The organism is Rhizobium sp. BK196 (assembly GCF_014193255.1).
Taxonomy (GTDB): Bacteria; Pseudomonadota; Alphaproteobacteria; order Rhizobiales; family Rhizobiaceae; genus Rhizobium.
This window is the reverse complement of the sequence record NZ_JACHZB010000001.1, coordinates 445358-465920: the sequence shown is the minus strand read 5'-3', so window position 1 is coordinate 465920 and position 20563 is coordinate 445358. Positions and strand designations below refer to the sequence as shown.

At 62.0% G+C, this 20563-nt stretch carries 22 protein-coding genes and 1 riboswitch; of the genes, 10 read left to right on the top strand and 12 right to left on the bottom strand.

Annotated elements, in window-relative coordinates; all coding sequences use genetic code 11:
• The 3 genes from FHT78_RS02535 to FHT78_RS02525 all read left to right on the top strand — a co-directional run.
• On the top strand, positions 1 to 220 hold a 220-nt coding region (locus FHT78_RS02535), incomplete at its 5' end, for a hypothetical protein (RefSeq protein ID WP_183740108.1).
• Positions 221 to 554: 334 nt separating this feature from the next.
• Complete coding sequence (locus FHT78_RS02530) at positions 555 to 857, top strand: UBP-type zinc finger domain-containing protein (protein ID WP_183740105.1); 303 nt, start codon at positions 555 to 557, stop codon at positions 855 to 857.
• A gap of 10 nt (positions 858 to 867) precedes the next feature.
• Positions 868 to 2565, top strand: coding sequence for an FAD-dependent oxidoreductase (locus FHT78_RS02525; RefSeq protein WP_183740102.1), 1698 nt, complete (start codon positions 868 to 870; stop codon positions 2563 to 2565).
• On the opposite strand, the gene FHT78_RS02520 is transcribed toward FHT78_RS02525, so the two are convergent.
• Positions 2555 to 2860 (bottom strand): hypothetical protein, encoded by a 306-nt coding sequence (locus FHT78_RS02520; RefSeq protein WP_183740099.1) that lies wholly within the window; start codon positions 2858 to 2860, stop codon positions 2555 to 2557. The two genes, FHT78_RS02525 and FHT78_RS02520, sit on opposite strands and share 11 nt — an antisense overlap.
• A 164-nt stretch (positions 2861 to 3024) precedes the next feature.
• Between FHT78_RS02520 and FHT78_RS02515 the strand changes: the two genes are divergently transcribed.
• A complete protein-coding gene (locus FHT78_RS02515; protein WP_183741815.1) occupies positions 3025 to 4776 on the top strand; it encodes an acetolactate synthase 3 large subunit in 1752 nt (583 codons plus the stop codon).
• Positions 4777 to 4812: 36 nt separating this feature from the next.
• On the opposite strand, the gene FHT78_RS02510 is transcribed toward FHT78_RS02515, so the two are convergent.
• The gene (locus tag FHT78_RS02510) at positions 4813 to 5469 is read right to left on the bottom strand and encodes a glutathione S-transferase family protein (RefSeq protein WP_183740096.1); all 657 of its coding nucleotides are present in this window, start codon (positions 5467 to 5469) and stop codon (positions 4813 to 4815) included.
• Positions 5470 to 5477: 8 nt separating this feature from the next.
• Entirely contained in the window at positions 5478 to 6119 is a 642-nt protein-coding gene (locus FHT78_RS02505) for a dihydrofolate reductase family protein (protein WP_183740093.1), read from the bottom strand.
• 90 nt (positions 6120 to 6209) lie between these two features.
• Between FHT78_RS02505 and FHT78_RS02500 the strand changes: the two genes are divergently transcribed.
• On the top strand, positions 6210 to 6731 hold the full coding sequence (locus FHT78_RS02500) for a helix-turn-helix domain-containing protein (protein ID WP_183740089.1): 522 nt from the start codon (positions 6210 to 6212) through the stop codon (positions 6729 to 6731).
• Between the two features lie 17 nt (positions 6732 to 6748).
• On the opposite strand, the gene FHT78_RS02495 is transcribed toward FHT78_RS02500, so the two are convergent.
• Positions 6749 to 7339, bottom strand: coding sequence for a TetR/AcrR family transcriptional regulator (locus tag FHT78_RS02495; protein WP_183740086.1), 591 nt, complete (start codon positions 7337 to 7339; stop codon positions 6749 to 6751).
• 158 nt (positions 7340 to 7497) lie between these two features.
• Here FHT78_RS02495 and FHT78_RS02490 point away from each other — a divergent pair, with 158 nt between their 5' ends.
• Positions 7498 to 8253 (top strand): SDR family oxidoreductase, encoded by a 756-nt coding sequence (locus tag FHT78_RS02490; protein WP_183740083.1) that lies wholly within the window; start codon positions 7498 to 7500, stop codon positions 8251 to 8253.
• Between the two features lie 66 nt (positions 8254 to 8319).
• On the opposite strand, the gene FHT78_RS02485 is transcribed toward FHT78_RS02490, so the two are convergent.
• Positions 8320 to 9219: an SDR family oxidoreductase gene (locus FHT78_RS02485; RefSeq protein ID WP_183740080.1), complete on the bottom strand. Its 900-nt coding sequence runs from the start codon at positions 9217 to 9219 to the stop codon at positions 8320 to 8322.
• A 97-nt stretch (positions 9220 to 9316) separates the two neighbouring features.
• Here FHT78_RS02485 and FHT78_RS02480 point away from each other — a divergent pair, with 97 nt between their 5' ends.
• On the top strand, positions 9317 to 10150 hold the full coding sequence (locus tag FHT78_RS02480) for a helix-turn-helix transcriptional regulator (RefSeq protein WP_183740077.1): 834 nt from the start codon (positions 9317 to 9319) through the stop codon (positions 10148 to 10150).
• On the opposite strand, the gene FHT78_RS02475 is transcribed toward FHT78_RS02480, so the two are convergent.
• Positions 10147 to 11265, bottom strand: a complete 1119-nt coding sequence (locus tag FHT78_RS02475) for a metallophosphoesterase (RefSeq protein WP_183740075.1) — start codon at positions 11263 to 11265, stop codon at positions 10147 to 10149. The two genes, FHT78_RS02480 and FHT78_RS02475, sit on opposite strands and share 4 nt — an antisense overlap.
• A 90-nt stretch (positions 11266 to 11355) precedes the next feature.
• Positions 11356 to 12282, bottom strand: a complete 927-nt coding sequence (gene gcvA, locus FHT78_RS02470) for a transcriptional regulator GcvA (protein WP_183740072.1) — start codon at positions 12280 to 12282, stop codon at positions 11356 to 11358.
• Positions 12283 to 12399: 117 nt separating this feature from the next.
• Between gcvA and FHT78_RS02465 the strand changes: the two genes are divergently transcribed.
• Positions 12400 to 13104, top strand: a complete 705-nt coding sequence (locus FHT78_RS02465) for an SDR family oxidoreductase (protein WP_183740068.1) — start codon at positions 12400 to 12402, stop codon at positions 13102 to 13104.
• Between the two features lie 114 nt (positions 13105 to 13218).
• Positions 13219 to 13434, top strand: coding sequence for a hypothetical protein (locus tag FHT78_RS02460; RefSeq protein ID WP_183740065.1), 216 nt, complete (start codon positions 13219 to 13221; stop codon positions 13432 to 13434).
• 100 nt (positions 13435 to 13534) lie between these two features.
• Here FHT78_RS02460 and FHT78_RS02455 read toward each other — a convergent pair whose 3' ends face one another.
• The 4 genes from FHT78_RS02455 to FHT78_RS02440 form a co-directional block, all read right to left on the bottom strand.
• On the bottom strand, positions 13535 to 14299 hold the full coding sequence (locus FHT78_RS02455) for an ABC transporter ATP-binding protein (RefSeq protein ID WP_183740062.1): 765 nt from the start codon (positions 14297 to 14299) through the stop codon (positions 13535 to 13537).
• Complete coding sequence (locus FHT78_RS02450; RefSeq protein ID WP_183740059.1) at positions 14296 to 15336, bottom strand: iron ABC transporter permease; 1041 nt, start codon at positions 15334 to 15336, stop codon at positions 14296 to 14298. The genes FHT78_RS02455 and FHT78_RS02450 overlap by 4 nt, the downstream gene beginning before the upstream one ends.
• Positions 15333 to 16349, bottom strand: a complete 1017-nt coding sequence (locus tag FHT78_RS02445) for an ABC transporter substrate-binding protein (RefSeq protein ID WP_183740056.1) — start codon at positions 16347 to 16349, stop codon at positions 15333 to 15335. Before FHT78_RS02445 ends, FHT78_RS02450 begins: the two co-directional genes overlap by 4 nt.
• 173 nt (positions 16350 to 16522) lie before the next feature.
• A riboswitch (cobalamin riboswitch) is annotated at positions 16523 to 16773 on the bottom strand.
• Between the two features lie 56 nt (positions 16774 to 16829).
• Positions 16830 to 18062, bottom strand: a complete 1233-nt coding sequence (locus FHT78_RS02440; RefSeq protein ID WP_183740052.1) for a metallochaperone AztD — start codon at positions 18060 to 18062, stop codon at positions 16830 to 16832.
• 305 nt (positions 18063 to 18367) lie between these two features.
• Between FHT78_RS02440 and FHT78_RS02435 the strand changes: the two genes are divergently transcribed.
• The gene (locus tag FHT78_RS02435) at positions 18368 to 19426 is read left to right on the top strand and encodes an NAD(P)-dependent alcohol dehydrogenase (RefSeq protein WP_183740049.1); all 1059 of its coding nucleotides are present in this window, start codon (positions 18368 to 18370) and stop codon (positions 19424 to 19426) included.
• Here FHT78_RS02435 and FHT78_RS02430 read toward each other — a convergent pair.
• Entirely contained in the window at positions 19414 to 20331 is a 918-nt protein-coding gene (locus FHT78_RS02430) for a LysR family transcriptional regulator (protein WP_183740046.1), read from the bottom strand. The genes FHT78_RS02435 and FHT78_RS02430 overlap by 13 nt on opposite strands.
• Positions 20332 to 20563 lie beyond the last annotated feature (232 nt).

Here is a 20563-nt window from a genome sequence, read left to right as displayed (position 1 = left end):
CACGGCCGGCATCGAAACCTTCGTCTTTGCCGACGGCAGCTACATTACACGGGCTGAACTGCTTACCCTCATTGGTGGCGGAACCATCGTGCCGCATAACATGACGGAGGTTGATCGCGTCGCGCAGCAAGCTGATGTCAATCCCCTAATGATTGATGACCAAAGCTTTGCTGCGGTTTTAAATGCTCAGGCGACGCATTCATCGGCATTGCTTCTCTGAGCGAATATTGAGTTTTGACACAGAAAGATGCTTCGCCCTAAGGCACGAGGGATCACCGGTTTTCTAGCGGACATCACCGAGGACAACAACGATAGAGGGCCGTGAAAGGGAAAGGTAGATATTATGGCCACGGCGCATGATATGCCCATTGATCTGTTGCAATCCCTCTTTGCCGATTTAGCTCTGGGAGAATGTGCGATTTCCGGTTGTAGGGGGGGCTTGATCGCGGTGAGTGCGGACATGCATTTCTATCCTTGCGTATAGATGGAGAAAATCGCCTCGTGATCTATGTTCCTCCGGCAGGGACAGCCTTCAATCACCGCCGGAGAATCAGATGTCGGGATGTAAGCATGTCGCAGGTGTGCGATCCGTGACGCCAGGGACGCTTGGCTGCGAAGAATGCCTGGAGGACGGAGAGGAGTGGGTCCATCTTCGGCTTTGCCGGGAATGCGGCCATGTCGGATGCTGCGACCAGTCCATCGGAAAGCATGCGACGGCGCATTTCCACGCCACGGGTCATCCCATCATCGAAGGTTACGATCCACCCGAGGGCTGGGGTTGGTGCTATTTCGACGAGATAATGGTGGAACTGCCCGATCAGACGCCGCAGCGCGGCCCGATCCCGCGCTATTATTGAGCGTGCCGAGATGAGCTCCGACAGCCTCGAAAGCCGCCGTTACCAGATGTTTCCGGTGCTGAACGCCGCGCAAATTCAAATGGCGGCACGCTTTGCCAGCAGCGGCCCGCACACCTTTGCCCCCGGCGAGATCGTGTCCCAGGTCGGTGACAGGCATTCGCCCGCGTGGCTGATCCTCTCCGGCCGTCTCGATGTCTTCAGGCACGACGGATTGTCGATGCCGGAAGCGCTGATCACGAGCCATGGCGCAGGGCAGTTTTCGGGAGAGGTCAGTCAGCTCTCCGGACGGCCGGTGCTTGCGGGCGGACGTGCGGGTCCGGAAGGATGTGTGGCGCTGGCGTTCGACGCCGCGCATCTGAAGGCTCTGATCATAGGATCGGCCGATATCGGTGAGATCATCATGCGCGCCTATATCCTGCGGCGTGTGGAACTGATCAATTTCGGCGGCGCCGGTTCCGTTCTGATCGGCAATCCCGGTGAGCCCAACCTCGTTCGCCTGCAGGGCTTTCTGACCCGAAGCGGCTACCCCCATGTCGTCCTCGATGCGGCGCTGGATCACGAAGGCCACGCCCTGGTCGAGAGGCTTGGAATTCTAGCGGGCGAACTGCCGCTCATGGTCTGCCCCAACGGCACGGTGCTCAAACATCCGACCGACGCCGAAGCCGCCTGCTGCCTCGGCATCATGCCGGAGCTCGATCCGGCGACCGTCTACGATGTGGCGATCGTCGGAGCGGGTCCATCTGGGCTGGCTGCTGCGGTTTACGCGGCGTCGGAGGGGCTCACCGTCATCGTCGTCGACGCACGCTCGATCGGCGGGCAGGCCGGCAGTTCCTCCCGTATCGAAAATTATCTCGGCTTTCCGACCGGAATTTCAGGCCAGGCGCTTGCAGGCCGCGCCTTCAATCAGGCGCTCAAATTCGGAGCGGAGATCGCCTTGCCGCTCGAGGTCAGCGAACTGGTTCCACCTCCAGCCGGCAAACGCAGGACGGGTCCGATGGTCTTGCGGCTCGAGGGAGACCGGGCGGTCAAGGCACGAACCGTCGTCATCGCCTCGGGCGCCAGGTACCGCAGGCCAGATATTCCCGACATCGCGCGCTTCGAGGGCGCCGGCATTTCCTATTGGGCATCTGCAATCGAAGCCAAACTCTGCGAAAACGACGATATAGCCCTGGTTGGCGGCGGCAATTCCGCCGGGCAGGCGATCGCATTCCTGGCGCCGCGGGTCCGACGTCTGCATCTGGTGATCCGCCGAAGCCTGACCGAAACCATGTCGACCTACCTCATCGATCGCATAGCGGCGCTGCCCAACGTGGAGATGCATCTGGGATGCGAGCTGACGGCGCTGTCGCAAGACCAAAACGGCCGTCTGAGGGCAACGATCACCGATATCAGGGAGCAATCCGGGAAAAAATACGATCTTCGCCGCGTCTTCATGTTTATCGGCGCCGATCCGAATACCGATTGGATCAAGTGCCGCATCAAGACGGACGACAGGGGCTTCATCAGGACCGGCACCGCCTTCGGCTCCGATGTCGAAGAGGAGCTCGGACGGCCCTCCCTGCAACTGGAAACCAGTCTGCCGAACGTTTTTGCGATCGGCGATGTCCGGGCCGGTTCGACGAAGCGGGTTGCCGCAGCCGTCGGCGAAGGCGCTGCCGTCGTGAGCGACATCCACGCGGCGCTGAGACAGGCCGCGATCATGAAATGATCCGGCGCTCGGGCGGCATCGCTTCAGGCAGCTGAATTTTGGCGGCATTCAGACAGGTGCTGACGAGTATATGCGGGGTCATGGTTTCCCGTGCGGACAGCTCTGTCTGCTTGAAGGACATCACCCCAACGGGGCTTGCCGGAGCGAGCAGGGCGCTGTTCCCCGGTGGCTTTCTTTCGCAGAGACATGATTGACGGACCGCAAGATTGCGGCTAGCTCTTACGCCCATGAAAATCGCAATGGTTCTCGTCGTGGTGATATCGCGCATGGGCAGGACGGTGTAACCGTCCGGCATCAGCCACCCATGCGCCGAAAACGAGGTCCCTGACGGGGCCTTTTTTTATGCCCCGTCGCACCCAATCACCCAATCAACGACGGAACATTGCTATGACCGGCGATAAGGCTAATTTTACCCAAAATTCCTCCGATACGTCAGCGAATACTCCCTCTGGCCGCCTGATGAACGGCGGCGAAATCGTTCTGCAGGCACTGCGCGACAATGGCGTCCAGCATATTTTCGGCTATCCCGGCGCTGCCGTGCTGCCGATCTATGACGAGATCTTTCAGCAGGACGAGATCAAGCATCTGCTCGTGCGCCACGAACAGGGTGCCGGACATGCCGCCGAAGGCTATGCGCGCTCGACCGGCAAGGCCGGCGTCATGCTGGTGACCTCCGGGCCGGGTGTCACCAATGCGGTGACGGCGCTGCAGGACGCGCTGATGGATTCCATTCCGCTCGTCTGCCTGACGGGGCAGGTGCCGACGAGCCTGATCGGCACGGATGCCTTTCAGGAATGCGACACCGTCGGTATCACGCGGCCCTGCACCAAGCACAATTTTCTCGTCAGCCATATCGATGATCTCGCCAAGACCATCCATCTCGCCTTCAGGATCGCGACATCGGGAAGGCCGGGGCCGGTTCTGGTCGATATGCCCAAGGATGTGCTGTTTGCGAGCGGTCTCTATGTTGCGCCGGAGGAGGTTTCTGTACCGGTAAACCATCGGCCGGAGACAGGCGGCAACGGACAAGCGATCCGTGACGCGGTAGCGCTGATGACGCAGGCCACGCGGCCGGTCCTCTATACGGGCGGCGGCGTCATCAATTCCGGACCTGAAGCCTCGCGCCTGTTGCGCGAGCTGGTGGAACTGACGGGCTTTCCCATCACCTCGACGCTGATGGGGCTTGGCGCCTATCCCGCGTCAGGGCCGAACTGGCTGAAGATGCCGGGTATGCACGGTTCCTACGAGGCGAATATGGCGATGCACGATTGCGACCTGATGATCGCGGTCGGAGCGCGCTTCGACGACCGCGTCACCTCGCGCACGGACCGTTTTTCGCCCGGATCGAAGAAGATCCATATCGATATCGATCCGTCCTCGATCAACAAGAACGTGCCGGTCGATATCGGCATATCAGGGGATGCTGCTGATGTGCTCAAGGAGATGATCGAAGCCTGGCGGGCGCTTCCCGTTCCACCTCAGCGAAGGCGGCTGGATGGCTGGTGGGCCGAGATCGAAGGGTGGAGGGCGCGAAAATCCTTTGCCTACGAGATGCGCCGCGACGAGATCATGCCGCAATATGCGCTGGAACGGTTGCATGCGCTGACGACGGCCTACGATCCCATCGTCACGACGGATGTCGGCCAGCATCAGATGTGGGCGGCGCAGCTTTTCGGCATCGAGGCGCCGAACCGCTGGCTGACATCAGGCGGGCTCGGCACGATGGGGTACGGGTTGCCGGCGGCGATCGGCGCTCAGATCGCCCATCCCGGCCGCCTGGTCATCGGCATCGTTGGCGATGCCTCGGTGCAGATGACGCTGAAGGAACTCTCGGCGGCGATGCAGCATCAGGCGCCGGTCAAGATCTTCATCCTCAACAACGAGCGCCTCGGCATGATTCGGCAATGGCAGCAGATCCTGCATGGTAACCGCCAGGCCCATTCCTATACGGCTTCGCTGCCTGATTTCGTCATGCTTGCGGAAGCTTATGGTGCCGTTGGTCTCAGATGCGAAAGGCCGGACGAGCTCGACGACAGGATCAGGGAGATGATCGCCATCGACCGGCCGGTGCTTTTCGATTGCCGGGTTGCGGCGCTCGAAAATGTATATCCGATGGTCCGCAGCGGCCGGCCGCAGAATGACATGCTGTTTGCCGAGGATGTGGAGGCCGAAGCCGACGCGAGCTTCGGCTTCAGCCAGGGGCTTGTCTGATATCTGGGTTGGCCGATGTCTTCCGATGCCGGCCGATCAGTCCCGCCCGACAGGTGCGCCCAGCGGATAAAGATGGCGATAGGGGCGGGCCTCGTCGAGGGCGCGGGCGTAGCTCGGGCGGGCGAGCAAGCGAGCGCGATAGGCGCGGACATTTTCGAAATGGTCGGGGATCGGATGAGCCCAATCGGCATAGAGCATGGCGGGGGCAGCGGAGCAGTCTGCGAGGCTGAAGGTTTCGCTCGCCACCCACTGGCGGCCCCTCATATGCGCATCGAGAATGCCGTAGGCGGTTTCGAGTGCCTGGCGCCAGCGGATATAACCGTCGTCAGGCTCCATTTCCCGGCCGATTGCGGCGTAGACCATGCGCTGCTGCGGATATTGCATATAGTTGTCGAAGAAGCGGTCCCACATGCGCACTTTGATCGCCGTTGCCGCATCGCGCGGAACGAGTGGCTGTTCGCCTGGATGAAGCATATCGATATATTCGATGACGCTCGTGGCTTCGAAGATGAAGTCGCCACCGTGTTCGAGGACCGGGAAACGCTTGATCGGCCATTTCCGCGAGAATTCCGAATTGATCGGCTCGCTTCCGTCGAGAAGCTTCGCCTCGAAGGGCAGATCCTTCTCGTAAAAGGCAGTTTTCGCCTTCTGGGAGTAGGAGGAGAGCGGGTGCAGATACATTGCCAGGGACATTGCCAATCTCACTTCGAAAGGACGATATGGGTGGCCGATTCCGTCATCTCGTGGGATTTGACGGAGAAGCCCAGGGACGGCAGGTCGATGCCTTCGAACATGGCTTCGCCCTTGCCGAGGACGACCGGGGAAATGGCGAAATGCATCTCGTCGATCAGCCCGGCTTGCAGATATTGACGCACAGTGCTGACGCCGCCGCCGATCTTGACGTCCTTGTCGCCGGCGGCCACCTTTGCCTTTTCCAGCGCTTCCTCGATGCCGCCGGTGATGAAATGGAAGGTGGTGCCGCCTTCCATGACGATGGGCTCACGAGCATAGTGGGTGAGGATGAAGGTCGGCGCGTGATAGGGCGGATTCGGCCCCCACCAGCCCTTCCACTCCTCATCCGGCCATTCGCCCCTGACAGGGCCGAACATGTTGCGGCCGAGGATGAAGGCGCCGAAGCCGGAATTGCCCGCTGAGGCGTATTTCTCATCGGTGCCGGTCGAGCCGCCGTCTTTGCCAATCATGGTCCGGAAGGTGCGGGTGCCGAAGAACCACTGGTGCAGTTCCATGCCGCGTTTGCCCAGGGGATCGTTGATGCTCTGGTCGGGGCCGGCGCCGAAACCATCTATCGAAAGAGAAAATGCAGCTACGCGTATACGTGCCATGTCAGCCTCCATCTGATTGCATTTTGAAACTAGTTGAGTTGTGACATAACTAATCCTATAGTGCAACTAGTTTTTGTCACGGAGTCGGATATGAATATCGAAATACGCTCGGGCTGCCCGATAAACCTGACGATGGAGGTGCTGGGCGACCGATGGAGCCTCGTCATCATCAGGGATATCATGTTCGGCAATCGCCGTCATTTCCGCGAGCTGCTGACACAATCGGAAGAGGGGATCGCGTCCAATATTCTGGCGGCGCGGCTGAAGCGGCTGATGTCCTACGGGTTGATCAGCAAACTCGATGATCCCTCCCATAGCCAGAAGTCGATCTACAGCCTGACCGAAGCGTCCATCCAGCTCGTGCCCATGTTTGCGATGATCGGCGCCTGGGGGCGCCGGCATCTGCCGGTCAGCGAGGATCTGAGCATCCGCGCCGAACTCTTGGAAGAGGGCGGTCAGCCGCTCTGGGACGAGTTCATGGATGATCTGAGAACGATCCATATCGAAGACCCGATCGGTGGGACGAATGGATCGGTTACATCGCCGGTGCTAGCGCGGCTGACGGCGGCGTTTCTGGCGGTGCGGGCGAAGATGGATGCGCCGGCGGACTGAATTCCGGCTGCTGAAGTTCAGGAAGATTTCGAAGGCCAGGTTGAAAGCGCCTGCTCGGCAACGGCCTCCAGCATATCGCGGCTGAAGCCGGCCTTGGCTTGTACCGCCATCCCATGAAGCACGGCCAGCAGGAAGGCCGCCAGCGCTGCGGGCTTGGCAGTCTCCGGCAGGTCGCCCTCGGCCTTTGCCCGCTCGAAGCGCTCGCGAAGCTGGATTTCGGCAACGGCGCGGGAATCAATCAGGGCCTGCCGCACCGGTTCGGCTTCATCCGATCCCGCCAGGACGCCGTTAATGGCGAGGCAGCCGGTATGGGTGGGATAGCGGGTATTGAGGTCGATCGCGCCGGACATCATGTACGCAGCCACCTCCCTGGATGTCGGCATCTCAAGCGCTTTCGGGATATAGTCCACGTATCGCTCATAATAGCGATCCAAGACTTGGCGGAAGAGTGCCTCCTTGTTGCCGAAGGCGGAATAGAGCGCCGGCCTCTCGACGCCGGTCGCCTCGGTCAGGTCGGCATAGGACGCGCCTTCATAGCCCTTGCGCCAGAAGACGCAAAGCGCGGCATCGAGCGCTTTCTCCACATCAAATTCGCGATGGCGTCCCATCAGACCGACTCAATGAATTTCATAATGGTCGTTATTAAACCACTTGACAGCCTTTGTCCAGATTTCATACCAATCGTTACTGTAACGATCGTTACGAAAAAACCTGAGCGCCGGCCAATGAGGCGGGCGACGCCTCGATGGGTATGGAAAGGACTGATATGTCTGACATTTTGAAAGGAAAGGTCGCTTTGGTGACCGGTGGTTCACGCGGGCTGGGTGCCGCTGCAGCTGCGGCGCTTGCCGATCAGGGGGCGGATGTGGCGATCAGCTATGTCAATTCGGCCGAGAAGGCGGAAGCGGTGGTCGAGACGCTGCGGGCAAAGGGTGTCCGGGCTCTGGCGATCCAGAGCGACCAGGCCGATGCGGCGGCGGCCAAACCGCTGGTCGACAAGGTTCTGGCCTATTTCGGCAAGCTCGATATCCTCGTCAACAATGCGGCGATTGCCGTGCAGGGCAGGACGGTCGACGACCCCGAACTCGACACGGTCAATCTCGACCGTCAGTGGCAGGTCAACGTGATGGGTGCGGTGGCGACGACACGTGCGGCGGCGCAGGCGATTTCAGATGGCGGCCGGATCATCTTCATCGGCTCGCTGCTCGGCAGCCGCGTGCCGTTTTCGGGCGTTGCCGATTATGCGGGGACCAAGGCGGCGATTGCCGGCTATGCGAAGGGTGTGGCCCGCGATCTCGGGGGGCGCAATATCACCGTCAACGTCGTCCAGCCCGGCATCATGCCGACCGATATGGCGGCCGATGTGCGAGACAAGCTGCCTGACGCGATCATGGACCTGCATCCGATCCGGCGCATTGCGACGCTTGAAGAGGTGTCGGCGGCGATCAGTTTCTTGGCGGGACCGCACGGCGGCTATATCAGCGGTGGCGTGATCGATATTTCCGGCGGGCTGCAGGTCTAACGCGGAAAAGTTCTTCCGCTTGCGGAGCCGGGGAGGTTCCGCAGGCGGGCCGTCCTGTGCGCTCGGTCAGGCCGCCAGGGCGCCGTAATCCATCGCATCGAGATCGGCGATCAAGCCAGGACCAACGGGATTCCATCCAAGGATCCGGCGGGTCTTTTCGCTGGAGGCCGGGAAGTCGAGGCCGGCAAAGATCGCCATCCAGCCGAAATGCTCGGCAGCCTTTTCCGGCGCGACCGAGACAACAGGTAGTTTCAGGCCGCGGCCGAGAGCTTCGGCAATCTCGCGGGTGGTGATGCCTTCCTCGGCAACTGCGTTGTAGCGGGCGCCGGGCTCGGCTCTTTCGATCGCCAGCCGGTAGAGCAGCGCAACGTCCAGCAGGTGGCCGGCCGGGAAGCGGTTGCGGCCTTGCCCGACATAGGCGACGGCGCCTTTTTGCCGGGCGATTTCGATGAGCGGCGAGACGAGGCCCTGCTTGACCGTATTGTGGACCTGGGGAAGGCGCATGACGGATACGTTGACGCCTTGGTCGAGGAGCGCATTGCCCGCAAGCTCGGAGGCGATGCGCGGGTTGGGATGCTCGATGTTGAAGACATCCTCGCTCGCGAGCTCTCCAAAATGAGCATTGCCCATGCCGGTGCCTGATGTGATGAGGAGGGGGCGGTTCGAGCCCTTGAGCGCCTCGCCCATCGCGGCAATGACGCGGCCGTCCTTCTCGCAATTCTCGGCGAAGCGGGAGAAATTATGGTCGAAGGCCGTGTGGATGACCGCATCGGCCTTTTCGACGCCGGCTCGCACGCTCTCGGGTTCTTCCAGCACCCCGCGGTGGACTTCGGCGCCGGCGGCTTCCAACATCTTGGCGCCGGCATCCGAGCGGGTCATGCCGATGACATGGTGACCCGCTTTTTGCAGCTCAGGCAGGATGGCGGATCCGATGAAGCCGGTGGCGCCGGTGAGAAAAATGCGCATGCTGTGTCTCCTTATTGCGATGAAGCCCAATATTGCGCTATGTTTTATGCTGTTAAAGTAGTGACGTTATCCTATTATAATGGCTAACAGGGACAGCATGAGCACCGACAGCAATGCCCTCGGTACCTTCCTTCGCGACCGCCGCTCGCGCCTCGATCCGACGGTCTTCGGTTTTTCCGGGCGCAGGCGCACGCCGGGCCTGAGACGCGAAGAGGTGGCGCAGCGCGCCAATATCAGCCCGACCTGGTACACATGGCTGGAGCAGGGTCGCGGTGGCGCACCTTCGGCTGATGTGCTGAACCGGATCGCGAGCGGCCTGATGCTGACCGAGCCCGAGCGCGAGCACCTCTTCATCCTCGGTCTCGGCCGGCCGCCGGAGGTGCGCTACCGCGCCATCGAAGGCATCAGCCCTCGGCTGCAGCGTCTCATCGATGCGCTCGAAGTGAGCCCGGCGCTGGTGCGCACGGCGGCCTGGGATATCGTGGCCTGGAACCGCGCAGCCACCGTTGTCATGACCGACTACGGCAAGCTTGCGCCTGGAGATCGGAATGTCCTGCGGCTGCTGTTCTCCAACCCTGCTGTCCGCAACGTTCAGCATGATTGGGAGGCCATGGCGCGTTTCGTCGTCGGAGCCTTCCGGGCGGATGCGGCACGGGCGGGTGCTACTTCGGAGATATCAGATCTGGTGGAGGAACTTTGCCGCACGAGCGCTGAGTTCAAGCGGATTTGGGAGGAGAATGAGGTGATCGCGCATGGCGAAGGAACCAAGCGGCTGAAACATCCCGTGCTCGGCGATATCGAGCTGGAATATTCCGGTTTTGCCATCGATGGCAGGCCGGACCTCAACATGGTCGTCTATAATCCCGTCGATCCTGATCTGGCCGAGCGCATTCGCTTGATGGTCAGGGATACGAGACCCGAGCGGGATTAGACTTTTCGCCGTAACGTGAAGACCGTCAGCTCTGAGGGCCGGCCGAGCCTGAGCGCGAAGCCCGGCCACAGCGCGGTGCCGTTGTTGACATAGAGCTGCATATCACCAACCTGGTAGTGGCCGGAGACGAAGCCGCTATTGGCACGGGCGACCAGACGATCGAGACCGAGGACCATGCCACCATGGGTATGGCCTGACAGCTGCAGCGCAATGCCTCTCTTGGCGGTCTCGATTGCCATTCTCGGCTGATGGTCGAGAAGAATGATCGGAGCTTCGGCCGGGGCGTCTTTCAAGGCGGCGGCAAGATCGGGATTGGGCATCGGTCTGCCGAAGGCCGCAAGATCGGTCACGCCGGCAATGACGATCCGATCCGCGCCGCGCTCGATGACGGCGTGTTCGTTCATCAGCATGCGCATGCCGAGACTCGCGTCGTGCTCGATCCAATCGTCGTAGCCGAAATAATATTCGTGATTGCCGGGGATCGCGAAGACGCCGTCGCTCGCCTCGAGCGTTGCGAGCGGTGCCACATCCGCACGGCGTTTTTCCAGACGGCCGTCGATGAAATCGCCGGTCACGACGATCAGGTCGGTTTTCAAGTCATTGGCCTTCCTGACGAGGGTTTCGGCCCAGGACGCCGGGAAGAGGCGGCTGAGATGCAGGTCGGTCAATTGCAGCAGGCGGTAGCCGTCGAAGGCTTCGGGAAGGTCGCGAATTGATATCTCGACATTTTTCACCGGCGGAATGCGCACGGCTCCGGCAACGCCGAAGGCGGCGAGGCCCAAAGCCGCAAGCCCGATGATATAGCGGACTTCAGGAGGCACGGCCGGAAATTGGCCCTCGATGAGGGCAAGGACAAGCGAGACGGCATCGAGCGCGATCTGGAAGACAGCCAGAAGGAGTGTCGCGCCGAAGAGGAAATTCAGCACGATAATCAGCGGGCGAGGATATTCGGGCGCGAAGATGGACCCTGACGACATGCGGTTCAGCAGGACCTGCTGGGAGCCGACGAGGAGGACGGCGGCCAGCAGGGCCTTGGCAGGCCATATCCACGGCAGGGGCAGGATGAAGCGGAGGAGGACGACCAGCCAGGGAAGGCCGAGAATGAAATGGAACATTAAATAGGCCTGTTATTATCGGTGCTTATCGGCGGGAATGAAGAGATTGAATCTGGTGTCTCCGGCGTCCTGCGCAAGGGCTGGTTATTTTCAGCCAGGCGACACCAGGCCCATGGGCGACGGCTCAGCCTTTTTCTGCGCTTCGGCGAACAGCCAGCCGATCACGGTTTCCCGCGCAGGAGATTTCCGGTAGCGCGGCCAGACGAGGTAGATGTCCGACGGGCCGCGCAGCCTGGCTTCGAAGACACGCACCAGCCGGCCCTTGGCAAGGTCCTCGGTGACGAAGCCGCCATTGGCGAGAACGATGCCCTGTCCGGCGATCGCCGCCTCGATGGCGTGCGCGGTCTGCGAAAAGCTGATGCCTTTGAAGGAGGGACTGCTGCCGCCGGCGAGATGGCGCTCGACGAATTCCGGCCAGAGATTGTGGGCATCGTGCAGCAGCGGATAAGCCGAGAGATCCTCGGCCGTGCGCGGTGCAGTCCGGCCGGCAAGCAGCAGCGGACTGCAGACGGCGATGACCTCCTGTTCGAACAGGAGTTCGGCATTCAGCCCCGGCCCGAAGGGCGGGCGGCCATAGCGGACGGCGAGATCGACGCCATCGGCGGCGAAATTCGAGATGCGCTCGGTTGCCAGAATATGCAGGTCGAGATCGGGATGCAGAGCGGTGAAGTCAGGCAGGCGCGGGATCAGCCATTTCGATGCGAAGGTCGGCGTCGTGCTGATGGTGAGCTTGATCGCCTGCGGCTTCAGCTCGTCGGTTGCTCTCGCGATGATCTCGAAGGCGCGCCTGATATCGGCAATGTAGCGTCGGCCCTCCGATGTCAGCGCCAGCGTGCGCGGCAGCCGCTCGAACAGGGCCATGCCGAGCTGTGCTTCGAGGCCGCGAACCTGCTGGGCGACGGCGCCCTGCGTGACGCCGAGTTCTTCGGCGGCGAGCCTGAAGTTCAGGTGGCGTGCCGCGACTTCGAAAGCTTTGAGGCCATTGAGGGAGGGTAGCTTTCCCGGGATATCGCTCATCAAGTAGTTTTTCTACTGCCATAAAAGAGGAGAACTATTTCGCGCTCGCGTGACGGACATGGTATCGTGCACTCACACGTCGATCAATCAATGATATCGCTTCAGGAGGGTACGGGCATGTCAGTAGAAAAAGTGGCTGTTATCACGGCAGGCGGCAGCGGCATGGGGGCCGAGAGTGCGAAGCGCCTTGCGGCCGATGGATACAGGGTCGCGATCCTGTCTTCCTCCGGCAAGGGCGAGGCGCTCGCCAAGGAACTCGGCGGCGTCGGCGTCACCGGTTCCAACCAGTCGAACGACGATCTGAAGCGGCTCACCGATGCGGCGATGGCGGCCTGGGGGCGCATCGACGTTCTCGTCAACAGCGCCGGCCATGGGCCGCGCGCACCGCTGAACGAGATCACCGACGAGCAGTGGCGCACCGGCATGGACGTCTATCTGATGAACGTCATCCGCCCGGTGCGGCTGGTGACGCCGATCATGCAGGCGCAGAAGAAGGGCGCGATCGTCAACATCTCCACGGCCTGGGTCTTCGAGCCGTCGACGATGTTCCCGACTTCGGCGGTCTTCCGCGCCGGCCTTGCCGCCTATACCAAACTCTTTGCCGATACCTACGCAGCCGAGAACATCCGCATGAACAATGTGCTGCCCGGCTGGATCGACAGCCTGCCGGCGACGGAGGAACGGCGTGAGGCGGTGCCGATGAAACGCTATGGCACGAGTGCGGAAGTGGCCGCGACGATTGCGTTTCTTGTGTCTGACGGGGCGGGGTATATTACCGGCCAGAGCCTGAAGGTGGATGGCGGGTTGATGCGGTCGGTTTGAGGGCGGACGGCTGATCGTCGAGGGCGGGGGCAGCTTGAACTATTCGGCTCTGCGCTTATTGTCAGGCGGCGGACATTGCGTCCATGCCCGCGACGATCGAGAAAGCCCGAAGCCATGCAGAAGTTCACTGTGTCCATCACGCGAGAGATCGAGGCCGATACCGCCGAGGAGGCCGCGCTTCTCCTGTATCAGGAACTCGCCAAGGAGGCGGCGCCGCTTCGCTATCTGGTCGCGGACGAGACGAAGAGGACGAGAACTGTGACACTGGATCGCGCACAGGCGGACGAATTCGCCGCTGTCGATCACACCGCCGATCCTGGGAACTGGTAGGCGTGATGGCAGGGGCTTCGCTGTAAGACGGCTGTCACAACGAACGGACAAGGCGACCGGGCGACCGATATGCGCTAGCGCATCACCCCGTTGTCGCGGATCAACTCACCCGGTACTGGATATGTGTGCGGCCATGCACGGCCGATCTTTCGATATGGGCGCGCACGCCGAAGACGCGGGCGATCAGATCTTCGGTTAGCACCTCCTCAGGTGTGCCTGCGGCCACGACCTCGCCCTTCTGCAGCACGGCCAGGTGATCGCAGAACATCGCCGCCAGATTGAGATCGTGGAGCGCGATGATCGAGGTGAGGCCGAGTTTGGCGACCAGCGCCAGGATATCGAGCTGATGCTGGATATCGAGGTGGTTGGTCGGCTCGTCGAGCAGCAATTCGCTCGGGCTCTGGGCCAGCGCCCTAGCGATATGCACGCGCTGGCGCTCGCCGCCCGACAGCGTCTGCCAGAGCTGGCCGGCCCGCTCGGCCATGTCAACGCGGGCAAGTGCTTCCGTAACGGCGGCATCGTCGTCGGAGCCCCAGGAGGAGAGGAGGCCGCGATGCGGCGTGCGGCCGAGGCGCACGACGTCGCGCACGGTGATCTGCGTATCCGTCGTCGACTGTTGCTCGACGAAGGCGATGCGGCGGGCAAGGGCGGCGCGCGAAAGGCCGGAGACATCGTCGTCGCCGAGGCGGATGATGCCGGATCTGACCTGCCGCAGCCGGCAGATCAGGCGAAGCAGGCTGGATTTACCGGAGCCGTTCGGCCCGAGCAGGCCGAGCACCTTGCCCTTCTCGACGGATATGCTGACGCCATTGACGATGACGGTATTGCCGGCGGCATAGGTGACGTTGTCGACGGTGATGCTCATGCGCTTCTCCGCACGCGATAGAGGATGATGGCGAAGGCCGGTGCGCCGAAGAGCGCGGTGACGACGCCGATCGGCAGGATCTGCTGCGGAATGATGATGCGCGAGATGATATCGGCGCCGACCATGAAGAGCGCGCCGCCAAGCGCGGTCGCCGGCAGCAGACGGCCATGCGCCGGCCCGACGAGGAAGCGGGCGGCATGGGGAATGACGAGGCCGACGAAGCCGATGGAGCCGACCATGCTGACCACGCTGGCGGTCATCGCCGCCGTGACGCCGAGCAGGGTGAATTGCACGCGGCGCACGGGGACGCCGAGCGCGGCTGCGGCGTCCGTGCCGAAGGCGAAGGCATCGAGGGCGCGTACATGCGCCAGGCAGAGGATGAAGCCGATCACGGCAACCGGCACGGAGAGATAGACATCCGGCCAGCGCACGCCGCTCAGCGATCCCAAGAGCCAGAAGAGCACACCACGGGCCTGTTCGGCATTGGCCGAGGTGGTGACGATATAGGAGGTCAGCGCATTGAAAAGCTGCGAGCCCGCCACGCCGCAGAGAATGATGCGCTCGCTGGTGCCGCCGGCACCGGCGGCCAGCACGCCAACCAGCAGGAAGGCGGCGACCGCGCCGATGAAGGCGCCGCTCGACAGGCCGAGTACGCCATAACCGAGGCCTAATATCATCACGCAGACGGCCCCCGTCGACGCGCCGGCCGAAATGCCGAGCACATAGGGTTCGGCAAGCGGATTGCGCAGCAGCGCCTGCAGCACCGTGCCGCAGAGCGCCAGCGACGCACCGGCGCTCGCCGCCACCAGCGCGCGGCTGAGGCGGTAATCCCAGACGATGCCCTGATGAATGCGGCTGAGCTCGAATGCCGTGCCGAAAAGGCGGTTGGAAACCGCCTTCGCCGTGGTGGCGAGCGGGATCGATATCTCGCCGATCGAAACGGCGAGACTGATCATGATACCGAGCAGGAGGAAGGCGGCAATGGCGAGAGTTGCCAGCGCCCACCATCGTCTCTGTGGCGAGGCAGCCTGGCTCACTGCGTCAGACCGAAGGACTTGATGCCCTTTGCCAGCACTTCGATGCCGTCGATCGTGCGGATCGTCGGGTTCATCGACTGGGCGTCCATCATGACGAAGCGCCCGTTCCTGACGGCATCGAGCTCTTTCGTGACCGGATCGTTTTCCAGGAAATCGACCTTCACCTTCGGGTCGTCGGCGGCATAGCGGCGGCGGTCCATGGTGGCGATGACGATGACGGCGGGATTGGCCTGCGCAATCGTTTCCCAGCCGACGAGGGGCCATTCCTCTTCCGTGCTGACGACGTTCTTGGCGCCGAGCGTCTTCAGGATATAGGCCGGCGCGCTGTTCTTGCCGGCGATGAAGGCATCGCCCTTGACCTCCTTGCTGGAGAACCAGAAGACGACCGGCAGGTTCTTGGCCGCAGCGCCTGAAACGGAGGCAACGGCCGCGGCCTCGCGCTTCTTCAAGTCGGCGATCAGTGCGTCTCCACGGTCCTTCACGTCGAAGATCTCGGAGAGTTCGGCGATCTCCTGATAGATCAGGTCCATGGTGAACAGCTCCTTGCGCACGCCGTCGCCGCCATCGGCGTTGATCTTGGCGACGCAATCGGCAGGCGCGATATAGGTGTTGATGCCGAGATCGGCGAACTGCTCGGGCTTGCCGACGGAGCCTTGTGCGCCGACATGCCATTCGAATTCGGCAGCCACAAGATCGGGCTCTGCGCCGACGACGGATTCGAAGCTCGGATCGTTATCGGCTAGCCGTCTGATCCTGCTGTTGACATCGGCATATTGCGGAAGGACCGGGCCGACCCAGACGGCGGTGCCGGCGATCTTGTCGGCAAGGCCGAGCGAGAAGAGCACTTCGGTCATGCCCTGGCCGATCGAAACGATCCTGGCCGGCGCCTTTTCGAAGGTGACCTGTCGGCCGCAATTGGCGAGGGTGAGGGGATACCGAGTGGCGGCAAGTGCGGGCGCAGCAAATCCGGCCAGCGCGAGCGCGAGGGAAAAGCTCTTCAGAAGCTGTCGCATGGAAACTCTCGATCAAAGGAAAAGGGCTGGCGGATGCCGGTGCGCGAATGCGAACGAAGCCGGCGAGCGAGAAGCTAGCGGCGGATCTTCCAATCGAGACGGATGGATGGCGGCAGGTGGAGAGGGGTGGCGTCAATCATGTCTGCTCCTTGTCCGGGCATCCCCGCCCGGCTTGATTGGATCGTGTCGACGGCAGGTCTCCTGGCTCGCGAATATGTGCCGGTCATCTGCCTTCCCGCGAAATCGCAGTGGCACGGCCCGTAGGCCGAGGGCATGATCGCTGTCGCGATCGACCCCGAGATCGACAATCCGCTTACAGTTGCGGGGGCAGCCACGGTCTCGGTCCCTCTTGGGTCGTCCTCACCGTGTTCCCTATTATTCCCCTCGGAGTTCTCTTCGGGGAACCGTCGTCCCGGTCTATGACGCCGCCATGGGCGACGTCAAGCGCCGGAATGCGAAGTGTGTCGGGTCCGAGGCCGCTTAGTGGCTGGCGCCCGAGCCGCCGGCGGCAACAAGCCCGAAGGGCTGACCCTCGACGGGGATCGCGCGCGTTTGCTTCAGCGTTTCGCTGCTGACAAGGCGGATCAGGCTGCGCCGAGGATCGGTGATGGCGATATCATCGCCGGCCACGGCCAGCCGAGGACGCGGATCGCGCCAATGGCCGTCCTTGCTGTAGGGTTCCGTGACGGTTTCCGATTTGACGATCTCGCCCTTTACCGTATCGAGCAGATGCAGCCTGCCATCTTCGGTGAGGATATAGGCATTCTGGAACTTTACCGGATCGAGCATAAAATCGACGCGCCGCGTTGGAAGGTCGATGATGCGATAAGGTGCATCCGTATTATCAGGATCGATCAGGACCACCTTATCCTCCGCGTAATTGCCGAGGAAAAACTGCATGGAGCGGCCGCCGAGCAAGGTGGAAACCTTGCCTTGCGGCAGCGATGCGCCGTAGGCGAGCATTTCGAGTTTGGGGCCTTCCGCGCCGCCGGGGCGGGCGACGAGCACGCCTTCTTCACAACCGAAGGCCACGAGGCGGGCAGAGGTCGCCTCGCCATGCAGGCCGGTGCAGGGCGCGACATCGCCGATCTGCCGGCCACCACGATCGAGCACCCGCAGGCCAAGGCGCGGCGGCAACTCGCCCTCCTTGACCGGGGCCTGCATGTTCGGCACCGAGACCAGCAGATAATTGCCCATCGGCACCGCGACGCCGTGATGGGCGGCGATGGTATTAAAAGGTTTCGGCTCGGGCTTTGCCTGCAGCAGGCTGCCTTCCTTCAAGAGATCGAAGCGGTCGGTGCGATCATAGAAGATCGCCACGTCATCGCCATGTGTGACCACATGGCCCGGCTTCTCACCCTTTATGGTCGCATTGACCAGCTTCGGCGGCGTCACCTCGATATCGCGATGCTCTCCATGATCGGAAAGGGCAATGCCGGTATCGATGGCATGAACGACATTCTCTTCGCCCTGGACGGCAAAGACCGTGCGCCCGGTCTCGCTCAGCGACAGGGCGGCATAACCCTTGAGATCGAAGCGGCCGATCTGTCTGCCGCTCGCAAGATCGATGGCGCGCACGACCGGCAGGCTGTGATCAGCCACGAAAAGCCGCCAGCTCTCCTGCTGTTCCTCTTCAGCGCGGGACGCCGATGGGAGGACGGCGGATGTGAGCGCGGTGGCGACTGCAAAGATGGCGAAAAGGCCCCGATACATGAAATCTCTCCTTAATGTAATAACATTACATTGCCGTTGTTATAAAGTTACATTTGCCTTGTCCAGCCCCGGCTGTCGGATTCCTGAGAAATTGGGGGCGCCAGCCTTGTTTGATGTCTGGCTGGCTGCTCGGGCGACCGGATAGCAATGTAGGACTCAGGCAATCAATCAGTGATTACTGAGCCCAGCTCACAAGCCTATCCCGCCGGCCTCGTCTAATTCGGATAATCCCCAGACGCTATATCCCCCTCTGCGCAGCTTTCGCTGCCCATCAGCTTTCAGCAGCCTTTCGAGGGGATAAGCCATTGAGAACATCAGGATTTGCCGCAACCGACGCGAATACGCCGTTGCAACCATTCTCCTTCGATCGCCGGGAACTGCGTCCCGAAGACGTTGCGATCGATATCCTCTATTGCGGCGTCTGCCACACGGACCTCCACATGGCCCGCAACGACTGGGGATTTTCCAACTATCCCCTCGTGCCGGGTCATGAGATCGTCGGGCGCGTGTCTGCCGTCGGCAGAAATGTTTCGCGCTTCAAGGTAGGTGACAACGTTGCCGTCGGTACGATCGTCGACAGCTGCAGGGAATGCGCCCAGTGCCGGCGTAATGAAGAGCAGATGTGCTACAAGCGCGCCACTGTTACCTATAACGGCCAGGACCGGGTAACCGGCGAGACCACCTATGGCGGCTATTCCGATCATATCGTCGTGCGTGAGCAATTCGTGCTGCGGGTGCCCGACGGGCTCGATCTGTCGCGCGTCGGACCGCTGCTCTGCGCCGGCATTACCACATATTCGCCGCTGCGCACCTGGAATGTCGGCCCCGGCAGCCGGGTGGGTGTGATCGGACTTGGCGGCCTTGGGCATCTGGCTGTGAAATTCGCCTCCGCACTCGGGGCGCATGTGACGGTGCTGACGCGCTCGGAAGGCAAGGTCGGCACGGCGCACGCGCTCGGCGCCGACAAGGTGCTGGTATCTACCGATGTCGCCGAGATCGAGGCTGCCGCATTCGCCTTTGACGTGATCATCGATACGGTGCCTTACGAGCACGACCTCAGCCCCTATCTCAACCTGCTCGATGCTGACGGCACTCTCGTCATCGCGGGCTCGCTGGTCGATACGCCGAAGTTCAATAACCTGCTGATCCTCCGCGGCCGCCGGCGCATTGCCGGCACGCCGAGCGGCGGCATCAGGCAGACGCAGGAAATGCTGGATTTCTGCGGCCGCAAGAACATTCTGCCGGAATGCGAGATGATCGCCATGGGCGATATTGCCAAGGCGTTCGAGCGGCTGGAGCGCGGCGACGTGCGCTATCGTTTTGTCATCGACATGGCGACGATGCCGGCGGCTCAGGCGGCTTGAGTGGCCGGTCTTTTCGGGATGGCGCGCAGCGCCTCGATGAACACCGAAAGGGCCGGCGGCATCTGTCGCCGGCTCGGATAATAGAGGGAATAGCCGGAGAAGGGCTTGCAGTATTCCTCCAGCACGCGGACCAGCCGACCGCTTGCGATATGCTGCTCGGCGAAATCCTCGAAGACATAGACGAGGCCGGAGCCTGAAAGGGCGGCCTCGATCATCATGTCGGAATCATTGACCATAAAGCTGCCTGACACCTTCACCTCGATATCGCGGCCGTCCTCCTCGAACTCCCAGGCATAAGGCCCCGCCAGCGAAGCCATATAGTAGGTGATACAGTCGTGGTCGGCGAGATCGCGCGGGGTTTTCGGTGCGGGATGGCGGGCGAAATAATCGGGCGAGCCGACGACGGCCGCGCGGATATCCGGCCCGATGCGGAGCCCGATCATGTCCCTGTCGACGCGCTCGCCGAAGCGGATGCCGGCATCGAAGCGAGAGGCGACGATGTCCTCGAAACGGTCGCCGACGATGAGTTCCACGCGGATATCCGGGTAGGTGCGGTGGAACTGCGGCAGGATTGGCATGACGAGCGCGGCGGCGGCATGTTTGCCTGCTGTGATGCGCACTGTGCCGGAGGGTTTCTCCCTGAAATGGCCGAGCTCCTGCAGGCCGCGGCTGATTTCGGCGAAGGCGGGCTGGAGGGTGAGAAGCAGGCGTTCGCCGGCCTCCGTGGTGGCGACACTGCGGGTGGTGCGGGCGAGGAGGCGCATGCCGAGCCGTTCCTCCAGCTGCCGCATCATGTGGCTGAGGCCTGAGGAGGACATGCCAAGTCGGGCAGCGGCTTTGGTGAAGCTGCGCTCTTCGGCGACGATGACGAAGGCGGCGAGATCATCGAAATCGTGGCGTTTCATCTCTGATCTGCTTTCAGGAATGGATAAGGACTGCTGGCTGCTGCTCACATATCTAGGGCAGGGGTGAGGAGACCCGCAAGATGCGTGCTGCCTGGCCTTCTCTTTTCGAAATGGTTTCCGAACCTGATGACGATGCCAAGTTTCCCGAAGGTGGGAAAAGCTTCGCCTCGGGAACATTGCAGGCCCGGCCTCGTTGGGCTCATCATGCAAGCCTACATGCGAGCCGGAGGAC

Bases quoted from the DNA above. Each gene is read 5' to 3' on its own strand.
- FHT78_RS02490 (WP_183740083.1), top strand. From the start codon at position 7,498: ATGTCTGACATTTTGAAAGGAAAGGTCGCTTTGGTGACCGGTGGTTCA.
- FHT78_RS02480 (WP_183740077.1), top strand. From the start codon at position 9,317: ATGAGCACCGACAGCAATGCCCTCGGTACCTTCCTTCGCGACCGCCGC.
- FHT78_RS02465 (WP_183740068.1), top strand. From the start codon at position 12,400: ATGTCAGTAGAAAAAGTGGCTGTTATCACGGCAGGCGGCAGCGGCATG.
- FHT78_RS02430 (WP_183740046.1), bottom strand. From the start codon at position 20,331: ATGAAACGCCACGATTTCGATGATCTCGCCGCCTTCGTCATCGTCGCC.
- FHT78_RS02500 (WP_183740089.1), top strand. From the start codon at position 6,210: ATGAATATCGAAATACGCTCGGGCTGCCCGATAAACCTGACGATGGAG.
- FHT78_RS02475 (WP_183740075.1), bottom strand. From the start codon at position 11,265: ATGTTCCATTTCATTCTCGGCCTTCCCTGGCTGGTCGTCCTCCTCCGC.
- FHT78_RS02495 (WP_183740086.1), bottom strand. From the start codon at position 7,339: ATGGGACGCCATCGCGAATTTGATGTGGAGAAAGCGCTCGATGCCGCG.
- FHT78_RS02525 (WP_183740102.1), top strand. From the start codon at position 868: ATGAGCTCCGACAGCCTCGAAAGCCGCCGTTACCAGATGTTTCCGGTG.
- FHT78_RS02520 (WP_183740099.1), bottom strand. From the start codon at position 2,860: ATGCCGGACGGTTACACCGTCCTGCCCATGCGCGATATCACCACGACG.
- FHT78_RS02445 (WP_183740056.1), bottom strand. From the start codon at position 16,349: ATGCGACAGCTTCTGAAGAGCTTTTCCCTCGCGCTCGCGCTGGCCGGA.
- FHT78_RS02510 (WP_183740096.1), bottom strand. From the start codon at position 5,469: ATGTCCCTGGCAATGTATCTGCACCCGCTCTCCTCCTACTCCCAGAAG.
- FHT78_RS02485 (WP_183740080.1), bottom strand. From the start codon at position 9,219: ATGCGCATTTTTCTCACCGGCGCCACCGGCTTCATCGGATCCGCCATC.
- FHT78_RS02440 (WP_183740052.1), bottom strand. From the start codon at position 18,062: ATGTATCGGGGCCTTTTCGCCATCTTTGCAGTCGCCACCGCGCTCACA.
- FHT78_RS02460 (WP_183740065.1), top strand. From the start codon at position 13,219: ATGCAGAAGTTCACTGTGTCCATCACGCGAGAGATCGAGGCCGATACC.
- gcvA (WP_183740072.1), bottom strand. From the start codon at position 12,282: ATGAGCGATATCCCGGGAAAGCTACCCTCCCTCAATGGCCTCAAAGCT.
- FHT78_RS02530 (WP_183740105.1), top strand. From the start codon at position 555: ATGTCGGGATGTAAGCATGTCGCAGGTGTGCGATCCGTGACGCCAGGG.
- FHT78_RS02515 (WP_183741815.1), top strand. From the start codon at position 3,025: ATGAACGGCGGCGAAATCGTTCTGCAGGCACTGCGCGACAATGGCGTC.
- FHT78_RS02505 (WP_183740093.1), bottom strand. From the start codon at position 6,119: ATGGCACGTATACGCGTAGCTGCATTTTCTCTTTCGATAGATGGTTTC.
- FHT78_RS02455 (WP_183740062.1), bottom strand. From the start codon at position 14,299: ATGAGCATCACCGTCGACAACGTCACCTATGCCGCCGGCAATACCGTC.